The 17,480-nt window shown below is 73.0% G+C and carries 17 protein-coding genes; 12 read left to right on the forward strand and 5 right to left on the reverse strand.

Features of this window, described 5'->3' with window-relative positions:
- The first annotated feature begins 19 nt into the window (after positions 1-19).
- On the forward strand, positions 20-541 hold the full coding sequence (locus tag ACSMXR_RS21695) for an EF-hand domain-containing protein (protein ID WP_030083272.1): 522 nt from the start codon (positions 20-22) through the stop codon (positions 539-541).
- Between the two features lie 77 nt (positions 542-618).
- Here the strand turns inward: ACSMXR_RS21695 and ACSMXR_RS21700 are convergent, their stop codons facing one another.
- A complete protein-coding gene (locus ACSMXR_RS21700; RefSeq protein ID WP_473169719.1) occupies positions 619-2,190 on the reverse strand; it encodes a class I adenylate-forming enzyme family protein in 1,572 nt (523 codons plus the stop codon).
- 182 nt (positions 2,191-2,372) lie between these two features.
- On the opposite strand from ACSMXR_RS21700, the gene ACSMXR_RS21705 reads away from it, so the two are divergent.
- From ACSMXR_RS21705 to ACSMXR_RS21720, 4 genes are all read left to right on the forward strand, one after another.
- Positions 2,373-3,572: an amidohydrolase family protein gene (locus tag ACSMXR_RS21705; protein WP_376185403.1), complete on the forward strand. Its 1,200-nt coding sequence runs from the start codon at positions 2,373-2,375 to the stop codon at positions 3,570-3,572.
- 12 nt (positions 3,573-3,584) lie between these two features.
- On the forward strand, positions 3,585-4,742 hold the full coding sequence (locus ACSMXR_RS21710) for an acyl-CoA dehydrogenase (protein WP_473169720.1): 1,158 nt from the start codon (positions 3,585-3,587) through the stop codon (positions 4,740-4,742).
- A gap of 7 nt (positions 4,743-4,749) precedes the next feature.
- Positions 4,750-5,766, forward strand: a complete 1,017-nt coding sequence (locus ACSMXR_RS21715; RefSeq protein ID WP_473169721.1) for an acyl-CoA dehydrogenase family protein — start codon at positions 4,750-4,752, stop codon at positions 5,764-5,766.
- 407 nt (positions 5,767-6,173) lie between these two features.
- A complete protein-coding gene (locus ACSMXR_RS21720) occupies positions 6,174-6,677 on the forward strand; it encodes an ATP-binding protein (RefSeq protein ID WP_137234820.1) in 504 nt (167 codons plus the stop codon).
- 18 nt (positions 6,678-6,695) lie between these two features.
- Here the strand turns inward: ACSMXR_RS21720 and ACSMXR_RS21725 are convergent, their stop codons facing one another.
- Entirely contained in the window at positions 6,696-7,622 is a 927-nt protein-coding gene (locus ACSMXR_RS21725; RefSeq protein ID WP_137234821.1) for a cyclase family protein, read from the reverse strand.
- A gap of 84 nt (positions 7,623-7,706) precedes the next feature.
- Here ACSMXR_RS21725 and ACSMXR_RS21730 point away from each other — a divergent pair, with 84 nt between their 5' ends.
- The 3 genes from ACSMXR_RS21730 to ACSMXR_RS21740 all read left to right on the forward strand — a co-directional run bounded on the left by ACSMXR_RS21730 (position 7,707) and on the right by ACSMXR_RS21740 (position 10,922).
- A complete protein-coding gene (locus ACSMXR_RS21730) occupies positions 7,707-8,624 on the forward strand; it encodes an SDR family oxidoreductase (protein ID WP_364888526.1) in 918 nt (305 codons plus the stop codon).
- Positions 8,625-8,748: 124 nt separating this feature from the next.
- Positions 8,749-9,876: an acyl-CoA dehydrogenase family protein gene (locus tag ACSMXR_RS21735; protein WP_473169722.1), complete on the forward strand. Its 1,128-nt coding sequence runs from the start codon at positions 8,749-8,751 to the stop codon at positions 9,874-9,876.
- Complete coding sequence (locus tag ACSMXR_RS21740; protein WP_137235729.1) at positions 9,873-10,922, forward strand: Zn-dependent alcohol dehydrogenase; 1,050 nt, start codon at positions 9,873-9,875, stop codon at positions 10,920-10,922. The genes ACSMXR_RS21735 and ACSMXR_RS21740 overlap by 4 nt, the downstream gene beginning before the upstream one ends.
- A gap of 12 nt (positions 10,923-10,934) precedes the next feature.
- On the opposite strand, the gene ACSMXR_RS21745 is transcribed toward ACSMXR_RS21740, so the two are convergent.
- On the reverse strand, positions 10,935-11,573 hold the full coding sequence (locus ACSMXR_RS21745; protein ID WP_376185713.1) for an SRPBCC family protein: 639 nt from the start codon (positions 11,571-11,573) through the stop codon (positions 10,935-10,937).
- Between the two features lie 149 nt (positions 11,574-11,722).
- Between ACSMXR_RS21745 and ACSMXR_RS21750 the strand changes: the two genes are divergently transcribed.
- Positions 11,723-12,376, forward strand: a complete 654-nt coding sequence (locus ACSMXR_RS21750; RefSeq protein ID WP_473169723.1) for a TetR/AcrR family transcriptional regulator — start codon at positions 11,723-11,725, stop codon at positions 12,374-12,376.
- A 22-nt stretch (positions 12,377-12,398) separates the two neighbouring features.
- Here ACSMXR_RS21750 and ACSMXR_RS21755 read toward each other — a convergent pair whose 3' ends face one another.
- Entirely contained in the window at positions 12,399-13,391 is a 993-nt protein-coding gene (locus ACSMXR_RS21755; RefSeq protein WP_473172425.1) for a GlxA family transcriptional regulator, read from the reverse strand.
- A gap of 71 nt (positions 13,392-13,462) precedes the next feature.
- On the opposite strand from ACSMXR_RS21755, the gene ACSMXR_RS21760 reads away from it, so the two are divergent.
- From ACSMXR_RS21760 to ACSMXR_RS21770, 3 genes are all read left to right on the forward strand, one after another.
- Positions 13,463-14,872 carry an MFS transporter gene (locus ACSMXR_RS21760; RefSeq protein WP_473169724.1) on the forward strand — a complete coding sequence of 470 codons (1,410 nt, stop codon included), beginning with the start codon at positions 13,463-13,465 and terminating at the stop codon, positions 14,870-14,872.
- Positions 14,869-15,318, forward strand: coding sequence for a ribosomal maturation YjgA family protein (locus ACSMXR_RS21765; protein ID WP_473169725.1), 450 nt, complete (start codon positions 14,869-14,871; stop codon positions 15,316-15,318). Before ACSMXR_RS21760 ends, ACSMXR_RS21765 begins: the two co-directional genes overlap by 4 nt.
- A gap of 121 nt (positions 15,319-15,439) precedes the next feature.
- The gene (locus ACSMXR_RS21770; protein WP_473169726.1) at positions 15,440-16,759 is read left to right on the forward strand and encodes an MFS transporter; all 1,320 of its coding nucleotides are present in this window, start codon (positions 15,440-15,442) and stop codon (positions 16,757-16,759) included.
- A 46-nt stretch (positions 16,760-16,805) separates the two neighbouring features.
- Here the strand turns inward: ACSMXR_RS21770 and ACSMXR_RS21775 are convergent, their stop codons facing one another.
- On the reverse strand, positions 16,806-17,405 hold the full coding sequence (locus ACSMXR_RS21775) for a flavin reductase family protein (RefSeq protein WP_364888591.1): 600 nt from the start codon (positions 17,403-17,405) through the stop codon (positions 16,806-16,808).
- Between the last annotated feature and the right edge of the window lie 75 nt (positions 17,406-17,480).

Genomic DNA, 17,480 nt, shown 5'->3' on the forward strand with positions numbered 1-17,480 from the left:
GGCGTCGTACGCTCCCCGCATGGACAGCGCAGAGTACGAGCGAAAGATCGCGCACCGCTTCGCCGCCTTCGACCAGGACGGCAACGGCTACATCGATCGCGCCGATTTCAACGCCGCAGCCGCCCGTCTGCTCACCGAGTTCGGTACGACGGCCCGCTGCGACAAGGGGCAGGCCCTCTACACCGGGGCCGAGGCCTTCTGGCAGGGCATGGCGGGGATCGCCGATGTGGACGGGGACCAGCGGGTCACCCGTGAGGAGTTCGTGGGCGGGGCGGTGAAGCGGCTCCGGGACAATCCCGAGCGGTTCGCCGAGATCGCCCGGCCGTTCCTGCGGGCGGTCATCGCGGTCGCGGACGGCGGGAACGACGGCAGAGCGTCGGTGGCGGAGGTGGAGCGGGCGCTCCGGGTCCTCGGCGCGAGCCCCGAGATCGCGGGCATCGCCGCCCAGAGCCTGGACACGGACCGGGACGGCCGGGTCGCCGAGAGCGATGTGGTGGCGGCGTTCGCCGTGTACTTCACGGTGATCGAGCCGGACGCGTAGTCGCTCCCGGCGTTACGGGGACGGCGTCACGCGGCCGGCGTCACGGGGGCGGCGCGACCGCCCCCGTAACGCCTCGCTCACCTGCTGAACCGTTCCCGCAGCTGGTACTTGAGCACCTTGCGCAGCGTCTCGTTGCGGGGCAGCTCGTCCAGCAGCTCCAGTCGCTCGGGCACCTTGTGGACGGACAGGCCCGCTTCCCGCAGGTGGGCCGAGAGCTCGGCGAGCGTCAACGGCGGCGTGCCGGGCGGCTGTTCGACCACCGCGCAGACGCGTTCGCCGCGTTCCGGGTCGGGCAGGCCGATCACCGCCGCGTCGGCGACGGCCGGGTGGGTGTGGAGCAGATCCTCGATCTCCTTGGCGGAGATGTTCTCGCCCTTGCGGATGATGATGTCCTTCAGCCGCCCGGTGAGTGTGAGATGCCCGCTCTCCCCGACCCGGCCCAGGTCTCCGGTGATCAGGAACCCCTCGGCGTCGAAGGCCGCCGCGGAGGCCGCCGGGTCCAGATAGCCCCGGCAGACCGCCTCCCCGCGCAGCCGCACCTCGCCCTCCACGCCGTACGGCAGCGGCTTGCCGTGCTCGTCGGTGATCCGGATCTCCATGCCCTCCGGCGGCCGGCCCTCGGTCAGGGCCAGGTTCTCCGTGGTGTCGTCCGGGGCGCCCATGGTGATCATCGGGACCTCGGTCATGCCGTAGCCGTGGGTGAGCCTGACCCCCATCTCCCGGACCACCGCGTGGTAGACCTCCGGCGGCTTCGGCGCCCCGCCGCCCGCGAGGAGGCGGAGCGAGGGGATGAGCGGTGTGCCCGGGGCCTTGCGCTGCTCGGCCAGGAACATCGCGTAGAACGCCGTCGAGCCGCCCGCCACGGTCACCCCGTGACGCCGGTACTCCGCCAGCGCGTCCGGCAGCGCGAACTGCTCGAACAGCACCGCCGGGAACCCGTACAGCAGCAGCATCACCGTGTAGTCGGGCCCGGCGACATGGGCGTACGGGAACGCCATCGAGCCCACGTCGTCCGCGTCGAGCTTCAGCGCGTGGGCGAGGCAGGAGCCGCCCGCGATCAGGGAACGGTCGGTGTGCAGGACGCCCTTGGGATCGGAGGTGGTGCCCGAGGTCCAGTAGATCCAGCGGACCTCCTCGCCGCAGGCCGGTTCCGGCGGGGGCGGCAGCAGTGCCGGGTCGCCGTCGGGCAGGGCGTCGTACGCCTCGAAGACGCGTGGCGGGTCGGGGAGTTCGGCGGCGATCCGTTCGGCCATCGCGGTGTGGTCGAAGCCCCGCCAGACGCCGGGCACGGCGAAGAACGCGGCCCCCGACTCGCGCAGCGCGAACCGCACTTCGCGGTCCCGGTAGAACGGGATGACCGGGGTCTGCACGGCCCCGAGCCGGGTCAGCGCGAAGGAGAGCAGGGCCGTCTCCAGCCGGGTCGGCAGCTGCCAGGCCACCACGCTGCCCGCCCGTACGCCCATCCCGTACAGCCCGGCGGCCACCCGCTCCGCCCGGTCCCGCAGCTCGCCGAAGGTCAGGCTCCGGTCCTCCTGGAGCAGGACCGGGCGGTCCGGGGTGAGGGCGGCGCGGCGTTCGATCAGCTCCCAGAAGGTGCGGGAGGCGCCCAGGGCGTGGGCGGTCGCGGTCACGTCGTTCACGGCGGTCACAGGGATCCCTCCGAACTGACGGCCAGTCAGATATTGCGCAGAGCGTAGGGCTCCGCGCCTTGTCGGTCCAGGGGTGCGGGGCTAGCCTGAGTTCCGCAATCGCATCTGACGGACCATCAGAAAGCGTCCGGGGCCTGGAGTTCGCCGGGCGCTCCGGGTGCGCGGAGGGGACGGCACACACCATGACGGACACGGAACTGCCTCGGATCGTCAGCGTCGACGACCATGTGATCGAGCCCGCGCACCTCTTCTCCACCTGGCTGCCCGCGAAGTACCGCGAGCGCGGCCCGCAGCCGCTCACGGCGGGCATCGGGGAGCTGGCGTACACCGGCGGGAAGTACGTCATCACCATGGACCCGGACGGGCCGCCCACCGACTGGTGGATCTACGAGGACCTGAAGTTCCCGTACAAGCGGAACATCGCCGCCGTCGGTTTCGACCGCGACGACATGACCCTGGAGGGCATCACCCGGGCCGAGATGCGCCCCGGCTGCTGGGACCCGGCCGAACGCCTCAAGGACATGGACCTCAACCACGTCGAGGCCTCCCTCTGCTTCCCGACCTTCCCGCGCTTCTGCGGGCAGACCTTCGCCGAGGCGCACGACAAGGAGGTCGCCCTCGCCTGTGTGCGCGCCTACAACGACTGGATGGTCGAGGAGTGGTGCGGCGACAGCGGCGGCCGGCTGATCCCGCTCTGCATCATCCCGCTCTGGGACATCGACCTGGCGGTGGCGGAGATCAAGCGGAACGCGGCGCGGGGCGTGCGCGCGGTCACCTTCTCCGAGATCCCCACCTACCTCGGCCTGCCGTCCATCCACACCGGCTACTGGGACCCGTTCTTCGCCGTCTGCCAGGAGACCGGCACGGTCGTCAACATGCACATCGGGTCCAGCTCCCAGATGCCCGCCGCGTCCCCGGACGCACCCCCCGCCGTGCAGGCCTCGCTCTCCTTCAACAACGCGATGGCCTCGATGATGGACTTCCTCTTCAGCGGTGTGCTGGTGAAGTTCCCGACGCTCAAACTGGCGTACAGCGAGGGCCAGATGGGGTGGATCCCGTACGCCCTGGAGCGCGCCGACGACGTCTGGGAGGAGCACCGGGCCTGGGGCGGGGTGCGCGATCTGATCCCCGAGCCGCCGTCCACGTACTACTACCGGCAGATGTTCTGCTGCTTCTTCCGCGACAAGCACGGCATCTCCGCGCTGGACGTCGTCGGCCGCGACAACGCCACCTTCGAGACCGACTACCCGCACGTGGACTCGACCTTCCCGCACACCAAGGAGGTCGCCCTCGACCACGTCAAGGGACTGGACGCGGAGACCGTCCACAAACTGATGCGCGGAAACGCGATCCGCATGCTCGGCCTGGACCTGGACACGTAGGCGGGGACGGCGGTGGATCTCGCGTACACGGAGGCCGAGGAGGAGTTCCGGCGGCGGCTGCGGGAGTGGCTGGCCGGTGTCCTCCCCGGGCTGCCGCCGAAACCCTCGCCGGACGACTGGCCCGCGCGCCGGGCGTACGACACCCGCTGGCAGCGAATGCTGTACGACGCCGGGTACGCGGGTCTGCACTGGCCGGCCGACGCGGGCGGGCGGGGCGCCACCCCGACCCAGCACCTGATCTATCTGGAGGAGACGGAGAAGGCCGGGGCGCCCTATGTCGGCGCGAACTTCGTCGGGCTGCTGCACGCCGGGCCGACGATCGCCGCCGAGGGGACGGCCGGGCAGCGGGCCCGCTGGCTGCCGCCGGTGCTGCGCGGCGACGAGATCTGGTGCCAGGGGTTCAGCGAACCGGACGCGGGCTCGGACCTGGCCGCGCTGCGGACGCGGGCGGTGCGCGACGGGGACGACTACGTGGTCAGCGGGCAGAAGATCTGGACCTCGCACGCGGAGGTGGCCGACTGGTGCGAGCTGCTGGTGCGGACGGACCCGGACGCGCCGAAGCACCGGGGGATCAGCTGGCTGGCGATGCCGATGGACGCGCCCGGCATCACCGTCCGGCCGCTGCGCACGCTCGCCGGGTCCACGGAGTTCGCGGAGATGTTCCTCGACGAGGTCCGGGTGCCGGTACGCAACCGGGTCGGGGCCGAGAACGACGGCTGGCGGGTCACCATGGTCACCCTCTCCTTCGAGCGCGGCACCGCCTTCGTCGGCGAGGTCGTCGCCTGCCGCCGCACCCTGGACGCCCTCGCCGACGAGGCCCGGCGCAACGGGCGCTGGGACGACCCGGTGCTGCGCCGGCGTCTCGGTCGGCTGAACGCCGAGTTCCGGGCCCTGTGGCGGCTCACCCAGTGGAACGTGGCGGAGTCGGAGCGTACGGGCGGCGTCCCCGGCACCGGCGGCTCGGTCTTCAAGCTGCGCTACTCCGGGGCCCGTCAGGAGCTGTACGAGGCGGCGGCGGAGGTGCTGGGCGCGGAGGACGCCTTCGACCTGGACCGGGAATGGGCGCTGGACCGGCTCTCCTCGCTCTCCTACACGATCGCCGCCGGCACCTCCCAGATCCAGCGGAACATCGTCGCCGAGCGCATCCTCGGCCTGCCGAAGGGGCGCTGAGGCCACCGTGGACTTCCAGCTCTCGGACGACCAGCGGGCCCTGCGGTCCGGCATGCGCGACCTGCTCGGCGCGGTGTTCGACCGGGACCGGCTGCGGGCGGCGGTGGACCGGGGCGGGGCCCTGGACCGGAGGCTGTGGCGGGAACTGGGCGCGGCCGGGTTCTTCGCGCTCCGGCTGCCGGAGGAGACGGGCGGGGTGGGCCTCGGGCTGCCCGAGGCGGCGCTGCTCTTCGAAGAGGCGGGCCGGGCGCTGCTCCCGGGCCCGCTGGTCGCCACCCACCTCGCGGCGGGCCTGGTGAAGGGCGCCGCCGAGGGCGAGGCGGTGGTGACGGCGGTGGACGGGCGTCTGCCGGTGGCGCACCTGGCGGCGGCGGACGCGGTGCTGGTGGGGGCCGAGGCACTCACCGGGGAGGCGCTGCGGGACTTCGCGGCCGCCGCCCGGCCCGTACGGTCGACGGACCCGCTCACACCGCTGCACCGGGCGCCGACGGACGCGGAACGTGCCCCGGCCGCGACGGAGCGCACCCCGGCGTACGCGGGGCGGCTGCGGTACGAGGCCGCGCTGCTCACCGCCGCCGAACAGCTCGGCAGCGCCGCCCGGACCACCGAGGCGGCCGTTCAACACGCCGGGGACCGCGAGCAGTTCGGATCGCCCATCGGATCGTTCCAGGCGGTCAAACATCTCTGCGCCGACATGCTCGCCCGCACCGAACCGGCCCGCGCCGCCGTGTACGCGGCCGCCGTGACCGGCGATCCGGTGGAGATCGCGGCGGCCAAACTGCTCGCCGACGAGGCCGCCGTACGCAATGCCCGCGACTGTCTCCAGATCCACGGCGGCATGGGCTTCACCTGGGAGGCAGATGTTCACCTCCATCTGAAACGGGCCTGGCTCCGGGCCGCCTCCTGGCTCACCGGGGCCCGGGCGGAGGAGCTGCTGGCCGCCGCGCTGGGGGCCGCGCGGCCGCTTCCCGGCAGCTCGGCGGCGTACGGCCCGGGGGCCCCGGAAGCAGGGGGCGGAGGGTGACGCAACGCATCCGTGCCGTGCCGATACCGGCTTGTGTCCTTTGCGTGATTCGTCACCGGGTGGAGTCGGGGCCCGGCTCGGGTACGCTCCGTGGGATGCGAGTGGTTCTGGAACCGGGCGATCCGGGGGCGGCCTGTGCGGCGGCTCCGGTCCGGGGCGAGGGCGCTCGCCGGAGATGTGCCGGGCCTGCCCGAAGAGCGTTTCTCGCAGTCTCTGCGCGCTCCTGTTCGACTCCCCGCAGCGTGCGTCGCACAGTATGCACCACGCGTACTCCTTCGCGCTGGAATATGCCCGAAGCGCTTGTTGCGGTGACTGTACGTCAACCATGCTGTCGCGTAAGGGAATCACGTTCCGTGACCCTGAGGAGGCGCGAGGCGATGTGTCCGCCGGTTCGGATGGTGTGAGCGGTGCAGGTGCTTCAGGTTCAGCTGGAGGTCGGTCCGGATCCCGCAGAGGTGGGGCGGGCCCGTAGGTGGGCGCGGTCGCGCCTGGTCGGTTCCGGGATAGGGGATGACGAGCCGCTCGCCGAGACGCTCATCCTGCTGATCTCGGAGCTGGTCACCAACGCCGTCGTCCACACGGGCTGTCCCGCCGTGCTGCGGATGCTCTTCGGCGGGGCCGGGTCCTCCGGCGTGGCCGGGACCGTCCGGGTCGAGGTCGCGGACGCCAGCGACCGTCCGCCGCTCCAGCGGCACGCGGAGGGCGAGGACACCAACGGCCGGGGCCTGGAGCTGGTGGACGGCCTCGCGGACCGCTGGGGCTGGCTGCCGGAGGGCGCCGGGAAGCAGATCTGGTGCGAGGTCGACCGGAGCGGTCCGGTGCGGGGCGCGGAGCCGCCCACGGTGGTCGTCCAGGGCGGCGGCGAGGTGTGCGAACCGCCCTCGTGCGTCTTCACCGACCACCTGGCCTGAACCGCTCGTCGTTCTCCTCTACAGGACCGCGACCGGGGCGACCGGCGAACCGGTGGCCCCGGCGAACGGCTCCGGTGCGGCGGTGAGGAGGAAGGCGTACCGGCCCTCCTCCGCGCACGCCTCGGACAGCGCTTCCAGGTTCCAGTTCTGGCCCTGGAGCAGGCCCATCTCGACCAGATGCAGGGCGTGCACCGGCAGCCACAGGTCCTCGATCTCCGGCGGGAAGATCTCGAAGGTCAGGGTGTCGTTGGCGACCGCCGCCACGTCCCGGGCGTGGAACCACTCGGGGGTGCGCACCGAGAGCCCCGGCGACGGATAGCCGTACGCGTTCCGGTCCCCGGCCAGCGCGAGCCGCACCTGCCCCGTCCGTACGAGCACGATGTCCCCGGCCCGTACGGTCACGCCCCCGAACTCCTCCGCCGCCGCCAGGTCCTGTGGCGTCACGGCGTGATCGCCCGGCAGCCGGTCGACCCCCCGGGCGCGGGCCACGTCCAGCAGGACCCCGCGCGAGACGAGGTGCTCCACGGTGGCGATCGAGGAGTGCCTGGCACCGCCGTGGGCGGTGATCGTGTCCGCCGGGCGGCCGTTGTAGATCTTCCCGCTGTGCGAGACATGGGTCAGGGCGTCCCAGTGGGTGGCCGCCTGGAGCCCCATCGTGACGGCGTCGTCGCTGGTGGCGACCGTACCGGGGCCGAAGATCTCCTGGTTGATCTGGACCATCGTGTGCAGCGGATTGATCCGGCCCGGGATGAGCCCGCTCTGCACCCCGTCCTGCCGGAGCGGCAGCGCGAGCGGAATCCGGCGGCCGGTGCGGACGGCTCCGACGGCCTCCCGTACGACGGCGTCGGTGATCAGGTTCAGCGTCCCGAGTTCGTCGGCCTCTCCCCAGCGGCCCCAGTTGTTGACGCGCTTGGCGATCTCGTGGAACTCGGCCGGCAGGGACATGGGGACCTCCTGGGTCTTGTGCCGGAGTATCTGACTGCCCGTAAAATCTAACGGTCCGTCAGAAACCGCGGGAAGGGGCCGGGCATGGGGAACTTCTTGACAGGCAGGGTGGTCGCCGTGACCGGGGCCGGCCGGGGCATCGGGCGGGCGGTCGCGCTCGCCGCGGCGGCGGAGGGGGCGCGGGTCGTGGTCAACGACTACGGCGTCTCCGTCGAGGGCTCCGAACCGACCAGCGAGATCGCCCGGTCCGTCGTCAAGGAGATCGAGGCGGCGGGCGGCGAGGCGGTCGCGGTGGCCGACGACATCTCCACGATGGCGGGCGGGCAGCGGATCGTGGACACCGCGCTGGCGGAGTACGGGCGGCTCGACGGGGTGGTCTGCGTGGCCGGGATCCTCCGTGAGCGGATGCTGTTCAACATGTCCGAGGAGGAGTGGGACCCGGTGCTGGCCACCCATCTCAAGGGCACGTTCACGGTCTTCCGGGCCGCGTCGGCGGTGATGCGGAAGCAGGAGGGCGGCGGCACGCTGATCGGCTTCACCAGCGGCAACCACCAGGGCAGCGTCTCGCAGGCCAACTACAGCGCGGCGAAGGGCGGGATCATCTCGCTGGTCCGCAGCGCGGCGCTCGGCCTGCACAGGTACGGCGTCACGGCCAACGCGGTCGCGCCCGTCGCCCGGACCCGGATGTCGGCCGGCGTACCGATGGAGCTGAAGGAGATCGGGGAGCCGGAGGATGTGGCGGCGCTGGTCGTCTATCTGCTGAGCGAGCGGGCGCGGGCGGAGGGGATCACCGGGCAGGTCTACACGATCGCGGGCCCGAAGATCGCGGTCTGGGCCCAGCCGAGGGAGTTGCGGGCGGGGTACGCGGAGGGGGCGGCCTGGACCCCGGAGCGGATCGCGGACTTCCTGCCGGGGACGGTGGGGGTGGATCCGATGCCGATGCTGGCGCGGGTGGCGGAGATGGCGGCAGCGGCGAAGTCGGGCGACCGCCCGAACCGGTGACCCCTCGGGGGCTCCGCCCCCGAACCCCCGCTCCTCAATCGCCGGAGGGGCTTGGTTTTCCAGCCCCTGCGGCGATTGAGCAGCGGGGGTCTGGGGGCGGAGCCCCCAGGGACAGGAGGAACTCATGGACTTCCGTACCGAGGTGCGCGCCTGGCTGGCGGGCCGCCTCGCCGAGACCCCCGCCCCCGACCCCCGCGCGTGGGAACGCGAGCTGGGCAAGGCCGGCTGGATCGGGATCGGCTGGCCCGGCGCCGACGGCGAGACGTACGGCAACCGCCGCGCCACCCTCCCCGAACAGGTCGTCTGGGCCGAGGAGTACGCCCGCTCCGGAGCCCCCGCCCGGATGGGCCACATCGGCGAGAACCTCCTCGCGCCGACCCTCATCACCTACGGCACCGAGGAGCAGAAGCACCGCCATCTGCCCCCCGTCGCCCGGGGCGAGACCCTCTGGTGCCAGGGGTACAGCGAACCCGGCGCGGGCTCCGACCTCGCCGGTATCCGGACCACCGCCACCCCGGACACCACCACCGGCGGCTACACCGTGACCGGGCAGAAGATCTGGACCTCGCTCGCCCTGGACGCCGACTGGTGCTTCGTCCTCGCCCGCACCGACCCCGGCTCCACCCGCCACCACGGGCTGTCGTTCCTGCTGGTGGAGATGGATCAGCCGGGGCGGATCGAGGTGCGGCCGATCCGGCAGCTGACCGGCACCAGCGAGTTCAACGAGGTCTTCCTCGACGGGGCGCGGGCCACCGAGGCCGTCGGCGGCGAGGGCAACGGCTGGCAGGTCGCCATGGGCCTCCTCGCTCTGGAGCGCGGGGTCTCCACCCTCGCCCAGCAGGTCGGGTTCGCCGCGGAGCTGGAACAGGTGGTGGCCGCCGCCGTGGCGAGCGGGGCCGCCGAGGACCCGGTCATCAGGGCCAGGATCGTCCGCCAGTGGGCCGAGCTGGACACCATGCGCCGCCACGCCCTGCGCACCCTCGGCACCACCGGCGACCCGGGCGCGCCCAGCGTGGCGAAGCTGCTGTGGGGCGGCTGGCACCAGCGGCTGGGGGAGCTGGCGGTGGAGGTCGCCGGGGAGGCGGGGGCCGTCGGCCCGGAGCCCTGGACGACGCGGAGACCGTACGAACTCCACCCCGCACAGCACCTGTTCCTCTTCAGCCGGGCCGACACCATCTACGGCGGCTCCGACGAGATCCAGCGGAACATCATCGCCGAGCGGGTGCTCGGCCTACCGAGGGAGCCGAGATGAGAGGCGTCGTCTTCGACGGCACACGGACCGAGGTCGTCGACGACCTGGAGATACGCGAACCGGGCCCCGGCGAGGTGCTGGTGGCGGTCGCCGCCGCCGGGCTCTGCCACAGCGATCTGTCGGTGATCGACGGCACCATCCCCTTCCCGGTCCCGGTCGTGCTCGGCCACGAGGGCGCGGGCGTGGTGGAGGCGGTCGGGCCCGGCGTCGGCCACGTACGGCCCGGTGATCATGTCGCGCTGTCCACCCTCGCCAACTGCGGGGCCTGCGCCCAGTGCGACCGGGGCAGGCCGACCATGTGCCGCAAGGCGATCGGCCGGCCCGGGCGGCCGTTCTCGCGGGGCGGGAAGCCGGTGTTCCAGTTCGCCTCCAACTCCGCTTTCGCCGAACGTACGGTGGTGCGCGCCGTCCAGGCGGTCAGGATCCCGGCCGACCTGCCCCTCACCTCCGCCGCCCTGATCGGCTGCGGGGTGCTCACCGGCGTCGGGGCGGTCCTCAACCGGGCGAAGGTCGACCGGGGCGACAGCGTCGTGGTCATCGGCACCGGCGGCATCGGCCTCAATGTGCTCCAGGGGGCCCGGCTGGCCGGTGCGCTCACCGTCGTCGCCGTCGACAGCAACCCGGCGAAGGAGGCGGTGGCCCGGCAGTTCGGCGCCACGCACTTCCTGACGAGCGCGGAGGGCGTGCGCGACATCCTCCCCGACGGGGCCGACCACGCCTTCGAGTGCGTCGGCCGCACCGAGCTGATCCGCCAGGCGATCGACCTCCTCGACCGGCACGGGCAGGCCGTGCTCCTGGGCGTACCGGCGGCGAGCGCCGAGGCGTCGTTCCTGGTCTCCTCGATGTACCTGGACAAGTCGATCCTCGGCTGCCGCTACGGCTCCTCGCGGCCGCAGCGCGACATCGCCCTGTACGCGGACCTCTACCGGGAGGGCCGGCTGCTGCTGGACGAGCTGGTGACGGAGACGTATCCGGTGGAGGACTTCGCCAAGGCGGCCGACGACGCGCACCACGGGCGGGTGGCCCGGGGGGTGCTGGTCTTCTGACCGGTCACGGGGTCAGCAGGGCCGGGCCTCGGCGGCGGTCTTCAGCTCGGCGAGCCAGGCTTCGAGGCCCTGCTTCAGGATCTCGGTGGCGTAGGGGACGTTCGCGTCGACCTGTTCGCCGGTGTGGGTCTCCTCGGTACGGACGAGGACGCCGCCCCGGACCCGGGTGAAGGTCCACACGTGTACGCCGTCGATGTGCAGCCCCTCGCCGACGGCGGGTCCGGTCCAGCGGATGCAGGAGCCGCGCTTCAGCTGCTCGACGGTGGAGGTGATGTCCAGGCTGGTGGCGGGGGTCGCCGGGTTGGGCGGGACCGGGGTCGTCCACCGGAACGCCGAACCGGGGCGGAAGGGCCCGTGGTCGAGGCGGTCCATGCTCGTGACATGGGTCTGCCAGTCCGGCCAGCGCTCCACCTCGGTCTGGAGCTTCCACACGGTGCTCAGCGGCGCGTCGATGACGGTCTCGGTCCGGGCGCGGACCAGGGCGTCGGGGTCGACGCCCCGGCCCTGGCAGGTGAGCGACGGGGCCGGGCGCGCGGTGGCGGCCCCGGCGGGCGCGGCGGCGGCGCCGAGGAGTCCGGCGACGGCGAGCGGGAGGGCGAGCAGGGCAGCGGTGGCGGTGGCGGCGGTGGCGGCGGTGCGCGTCCGGGTCATCAGGGCTCCAGGTGTTAGTTCCTCATGTGTTCGTTAGAAGTTGTAACTCCTCGCGGGGTGAAGGGTCAAGGGGTGGGCGAGGGGTTCCGTGATATCTTCTAACGGAAATTTGAGTGAGTAGCTGACGTGGTGACGGAAGGCGGCACCCCATGGCGAAGTCCGACGCCGCGACCCCCCGGGAGCGCTACCGCGCCCAGGTCCGTACGGAGATCAAGCAGCACGCGTGGGAGCAGATCGCCACGGCCGGGGCGTCCGCGCTCTCGCTCAACGCGATCGCCAAGCGGATGGGGGTCAGCGGGCCCGCGCTCTACCGCTACTACGCGGGGCGCGACGAGCTGATCACCGAGCTCATCCGGGACGCGTACCGCAGCCTCGCCGACGCCGTCCGCGCGGCGGCCGCCACCGGCGCCGACCTGGCCGGACTCGCGCACGTCCTGCGCGACTGGGCGCTGGCGGACCCGCAGCGGTACTTCCTCATCTACGGCACCCCCGTCCCCGGCTACCACGCGCCCGAGGAGATCACCGGCATCTCGCAGGAGATCATGGCCGACCTGCTGACCGCCTGCGCGGCCCTCGAACCGGACGCGCCCGCCACCCCGTTCGCCGCCCATCTGGCCGGCCACCGCGACTGGGCCGGTGACCACCCCGCCCCGCCCGGGGCCCTGCACCGGGCCCTCGCGTTCTGGACCCGGCTGCACGGTGTGCTGTCCCTGGAGCTGGCCGGTCACTTCACCGGCATGGCCTTCGACCCCGCCCAGCTCTTCCAGGCCGAACTGGACGACCTGGTGGGGCGGCGCGGCTGAGGCCGGAGCCCTGGGAGGGGCCTCAGGAAACGCTGTCCGCCGAGGACCGGAACGTACGCCGGTAGACCGTCGGCGGCACGCCCAGGGCCGCCTGGAGGTGCTGGCGCAGCGAGGTCGCCGTGCCGAAGCCCGCGTCCCGGGCCACCTGGTCGATCGACAGGTCCGTCGACTCCAGCAGATGGCGGGCCCGCTCCACCCGCTGCTGGGTGAGCCACTGGCCGGGGCTGATCCCGACCTCCTCGCGGAAGCGGCGCGTGAACGTCCGTACGCTCATCGCCTCCTGCTCCGCCATGTCCCGCAGCAGGATCGGCCGGTCCAGCCGGGCCAGCGCCCAGGCCCGGGCGCCGGTCGTGGTCGCGAACTGCGGCTCGGGAACGGGCCGGTGGATGTACTGCGCCTGCCCGCCGTCCCGGTGCGGCGGCACGACCGTGCGGCGGGCGATCTCGTTGGCGACGGCCGTGCCGTGGTCGCGCCGCACCAGATGCAGGCAGAGGTCGATCCCGGCGGCGACCCCGGCGGAGGTGAGGACATCGCCGTCGTCGATGAACAGGACGTCCGGGTCGACGCGGACCTGCGGGAACGTCCGCTGGAAGTGGTCGGCGGACGACCAGTGCGTGGTGGCGGGGCGGCCGTCGAGGTAGCCGGCCGCCGCCAGGACGTAACTGCCGGTGCAGATGGAGACCATCCGGGTGCCGGGCCGGACCAGGGCGAGCGCGGCGGCCAGCTCCTCGGTGAGCCTGCCCTCCTCGAAGACCGGGCCCAGTTCGTAGGAGGCGGGGACGACGACCGTGTCGGCGGTGGCGAGCACCTCCGGGCCGTGCTCCACGAGGACGGAGAAGTCGGCATCGGTCCGGACCGGGCCCGGCGGCCGGACCGAGCAGGTCACCACGTCGTACAGCTTCCGGCCCGGGCCGCCCGCCTCCGTGCCGATGCTGCGGCCGAAGATCCGCTGCGGAATGCCCAGTTCGAAGGGGAGCAGCCCGTCGAGGGCCAGGACGACGACGCGGTGCGGCACGACGGCCTCCTCGAAGATCACAGGGGAATCCTGTAGCTGGTATAGACCACGAGCTGATACAGGTTAGCGACGTGAAGAAGAAGCCGACAGGGCGCGCGTCCATTCCCGGTGCCGTGCGCGACACCCGTACGTCCCCGGACCCGGACCCGGACCTGTATCCGGACCGGGGCCCTGACCGGGGCCCGAGCCCGAGCCCGGTCCCGCTCGATGGCGGCGGGTCCGCCGGGCTCGCCGGGCTCGCCGACCTCGCCGACCTCGCCGGGCCCGCAGGGTCCGCCCGGTCCGCAGGGCTCTGGAACCGTAACTTCCGCTACTTCTTCGTGGCCCGTACGGTCGCGCTCTTCGGCGACGGCATGATCCCGGTGGCCCTGACCGCCGGACTGCTGGGCGCGGGACGGCCCGCCTCGTCGGTCGGCTTCGCGCTCGCCGCCTGGATGGGGCCGCTGGCGGTGTTCGTCCTGTTCGGCGGGGTCCTCGCCGACCGCTTCACCCCGCGCCGCATGATGATCATCGCCGATGTGCTGCGGCTGATCGGCGCCTCCGTGCTGGCCGTGGCCTTCGCGACCGGCAACCCGCCGCTGTGGGTGGTGTACGTCCTCAGCTCGGTGGCCGGTGTCGGCGCGGCGCTCTTCCAGCCCGGGGTCGCCTCGACCGTGCCGCGCGTCTCCACCGACGTCCAGCGCGCCAACGCCGTCCTACGGGTCGCCGAGGCGCTGATGACCATGGCCGGGCCCGCCTTCGCCGGGGCGCTCGTCGGCCTCGCCAGCGCCGGGGCCGTCTACGCGGCCAACGCGGCGACCTTCGCGGTCTCCGGCGTCTGCCTCTTCCTGATGCGGCTGGCCCCGGCCCCGCACGACGACGCGGTACGCGGCACGTTCACCGCCGAACTGGTCGACGGGTGGCGGGAGTTCCGGGCCCGGTCCTGGCTGTGGGGCGTGATCGCGGTCTGGACGGTGTACGGCTTCGCGGTCCTCGGCCCGATGCTGCCGCTGACCGCCGTCCTGGTCACCGAGGCGCACGGCTCGGGGGCGTACGGAATGCTGATGGCGGTGAACGGCGCTGGCAGCGTCGTCGGCGGTCTCCTCGCTCTGCGGCTGCGCCCGTCGCACCCGCTGGCGGCGGGCGCGGTGGCGCTGCCGCTGGTGGCGGTGAGCCTGCTGGTGCTGGCGCTCGGGATGCCGGTGCCGGTGCTGGCGGCGGGGCAGCTGCTGGCCGGCGGGGCGGCCGCGTTCTGGCTGGTGATGTGGTCCACGACGGTCCAGACGCACGTTCCGCCGCAGGCCCTGAACCGGCTGCACGCCTACGATGTGGCGGGCTCGCTCCTGATGGTCGCGGCGGGCCGCGCGCTGGCGGGCCCGGTGGCCGAGGCGGTCGGGGCGCCGGAACTGCTGGTGGCGGCGGCCGTGATCAACATGGGGGTGGTGGCGGTGCTGCTGGTGGCCCGGCCGATCCGGCGGCTCAAGCGGATCGGGCACGTATGAGGCGCTCGACACGGCCACCCACGAAGCCCGCGTCCACGCCAACGCGTACGCCAACACCGACGCGTACGCCAACGCCCGTGCCACGTGCGGTCGCGGCGGTGGCGGCCGTCGCCACCGTCGCCGCGGGCCTCGGCGTGCGCGCCGGGGCGGACGGCGCGTTCGCCAAGTACGCCGGGAGCGCGCTCTACACGGTGCTGCTCTGCGCCCTCGTCGCCTTCTGCGCGCCCCGCGCGCGGCCGGCCGTGGTGGCGGGCGCGGCGCTGGCGGTGAGCTGGGCGGTGGAGTTCGCGCAGCTCACCGGCGTACCGGCGGAGCTGTCGGCTCACAGCACGGCGGCCCGGCTGGTGCTCGGTTCGACCTTCAACGCACCGGATCTGCTCTGGTACGCGGTGGGCGCGGCGGCGGCCTGGTCCGTCCACGCGGGGGTCACGAGGCTCCGCCGCTGACCGGTGGCGCCGCTGTGCGCGAAGCTCCGGCCCTCCGCACGCCGGACCGTGGCCCGATCCCTGCGAACCATGTCCTTCCGGCCACTCGCAGGGGGAGTCGCAGGCCAAGAAGCTGGTCCACGTGACCGAGACCATCGAAAGCGCCGCGCAGGACGACCGGCGGCCGCCCCGCGAGGCGCGCCGCCGCTTCCCCTTCTCCGTCCACCGGGCGTGGATCGTCGCCGCCGTCACCTTCGTGACGATCATCGGCGGCGCGGCCTTCAACTCCCTGCCCGGACTGCTCATCGAACCGCTCCACAGCGAGTTCGGCTGGTCGCGGGGCGAGATCGGGCTCGCGGTCTCCATCGACATGGCGCTGTACGGGCTGACCGCGCCGTTCGCCGCCGCACTCATGGACCGCTTCGGCATCCGGCGGGTCGTGGCGGTCGCGCTCACCATGGTGGCGGCCGGGGCGATCGCCAGCGTCTGGATGACCGCCTCCTGGCAACTGATGATCTATTGGGGCCTGTTGGTCGGCCTCGGTACGGGTTCGATGGCGATGGCGTTCGCCGCGACCGTCACCAACCGCTGGTTCGTGGCCCGCCGAGGGCTGGTCACCGGCATCCTCACCGCGGCGGGCGCCTCCGGGCAGCTCGTCTTCCTGCCGCTCTGCGCCTGGATCGTCGACCGGCACGGCTGGCAGCCCGCGTCGGTCACCGTCGCGCTGGCCGCCCTGGTCGTCGTCCCGTTCGTCTGGCTCCTGATGCGCGACCACCCGGCCGATGTGGGGCTCGCCCCGTACGGCGGTACGTACGTGGCGAAGCCGGCCCCGGCCCGGGGCGCCGCACGCCGGACGGTGCGGGTGCTGTTCGACGCGGCCCGCACCGGCCCGTTCTGGCTGCTCGCGGGCACCTTCGCGATCTGCGGGGCCTCCACCAACGGCCTGATCCGCACCCACTTCGTCCCCTTCGCCCACGACAATCACATGCCCATCACCGTGGCGGCCTCGCTGCTCGCGGTGATCGGGGTCTTCGACGTCATCGGCACGATCTTCTCCGGCTGGCTCACCGACCGCTTCGACGCCCGCAGACTGCTCGCCGTCTACTACGCGCTGCGCGGCATCTCGCTGCTGTTCCTGCCGCTGCTGATCGGCCCCGAGGTGCAGCCGCCGATGATCTTCTTCATCGTGTTCTACGGTCTAGACTGGGTCGCCACCGTCCCGCCGACCCTGGCCCTCTGCCGCGAGCAGTACGGCGAGGACAGCGCGATCGTCTTCGGCTGGGTGCTGGCCTCGCACCAGGTGGGCGCGGCGGTCGTGGCGTTCCTCGGCGGGGTCGCGCGGGACGTGTTCGGCAGCTACGACGTGGTCTGGTACGCGTCGGGGGCGCTGTGCGCGATGGCGGCGCTGATGTCGCTGGTGATCCGGCGGGTCCGGCAGCCGGAGGCCGGGCTCGGCCGCTGAACCGCCCGAGCTCCGGGCCCAGCCGCTGAACCGCCCGAGCTCCGGCTCAGCCGCTGAACCGGCCGAACGCGCCCCGGTGGAAGAGCAGGGGCTCGCCCTCCTCCGTCGCCCCCAGCGCCTCCACCCGGCCGACCACGATGAGGTGGTCGCCGCCGGTGTGGACGGCGTGGATACGGCAGTCGATCCAGGCGGGTACGGAGTCGAGCAGCGGTGAACCGGTCGCCGGGGCGTCCTCGTGGGCCACGCCCGCGAACTTGTCGGCCCCGCTCACCGCGAACCCCCGGCACAGCGCGCCCTGTCCGGCCCCCAGGATGTTCACGCAGAACGTCCCGGCGCGGGCGATGCGCGGCCAGGTCGTCGACGTACGGGCGACCATGAAGGACACCAGGGGCGGGTCCAGAGAGAGCGAGGCGAAGGACTGGCAGGCGAAGCCGGTCGGACCGGCCGCGTCGCGTGCGGTGATCACGGTGACGCCGCTGGCGAAGTGGCCCAGCACGCGCCGGAATTCGTCGGGTGCGACGGGTGGCCGCTCGTCGTCCCGGACCGCCCTCAGGTCCGGCCGGGGCAGCGCCTCGGCGCGTGCCCGCGGTGCGGCTGTCGTGGCGGCGCCGACGGACCTGAGGTACCGGACGGCGGTGGCGGCCATGCCTGCGTGTCCCATCACGCCGTCCATTAGAACTGACGGCTCGTCAGATGTGAAGTCGCGGGCGCGGGACGGGCG

It is taken from the genome of Streptomyces sp. DSM 106670, assembly GCF_055792845.1.

What these genes read in the sequence shown, in the direction of transcription:
- ACSMXR_RS21695 (WP_030083272.1), top strand. Translation starts at nt 20, where the DNA reads ATGGACAGCGCAGAGTACGAGCGAAAGATCGCGCACCGCTTCGCCGCC.
- ACSMXR_RS21705 (WP_376185403.1), top strand. Translation starts at nt 2,373, where the DNA reads ATGACGGACACGGAACTGCCTCGGATCGTCAGCGTCGACGACCATGTG.
- ACSMXR_RS21725 (WP_137234821.1), bottom strand. Translation starts at nt 7,622, where the DNA reads ATGTCCCTGCCGGCCGAGTTCCACGAGATCGCCAAGCGCGTCAACAAC.
- ACSMXR_RS21730 (WP_364888526.1), top strand. Translation starts at nt 7,707, where the DNA reads ATGGGGAACTTCTTGACAGGCAGGGTGGTCGCCGTGACCGGGGCCGGC.
- ACSMXR_RS21735 (WP_473169722.1), top strand. Translation starts at nt 8,749, where the DNA reads ATGGACTTCCGTACCGAGGTGCGCGCCTGGCTGGCGGGCCGCCTCGCC.
- ACSMXR_RS21740 (WP_137235729.1), top strand. Translation starts at nt 9,873, where the DNA reads ATGAGAGGCGTCGTCTTCGACGGCACACGGACCGAGGTCGTCGACGAC.
- ACSMXR_RS21745 (WP_376185713.1), bottom strand. Translation starts at nt 11,573, where the DNA reads ATGACCCGGACGCGCACCGCCGCCACCGCCGCCACCGCCACCGCTGCC.
- ACSMXR_RS21750 (WP_473169723.1), top strand. Translation starts at nt 11,723, where the DNA reads ATGGCGAAGTCCGACGCCGCGACCCCCCGGGAGCGCTACCGCGCCCAG.
- ACSMXR_RS21765 (WP_473169725.1), top strand. Translation starts at nt 14,869, where the DNA reads ATGAGGCGCTCGACACGGCCACCCACGAAGCCCGCGTCCACGCCAACG.
- ACSMXR_RS21775 (WP_364888591.1), bottom strand. Translation starts at nt 17,405, where the DNA reads ATGGCCGCCACCGCCGTCCGGTACCTCAGGTCCGTCGGCGCCGCCACG.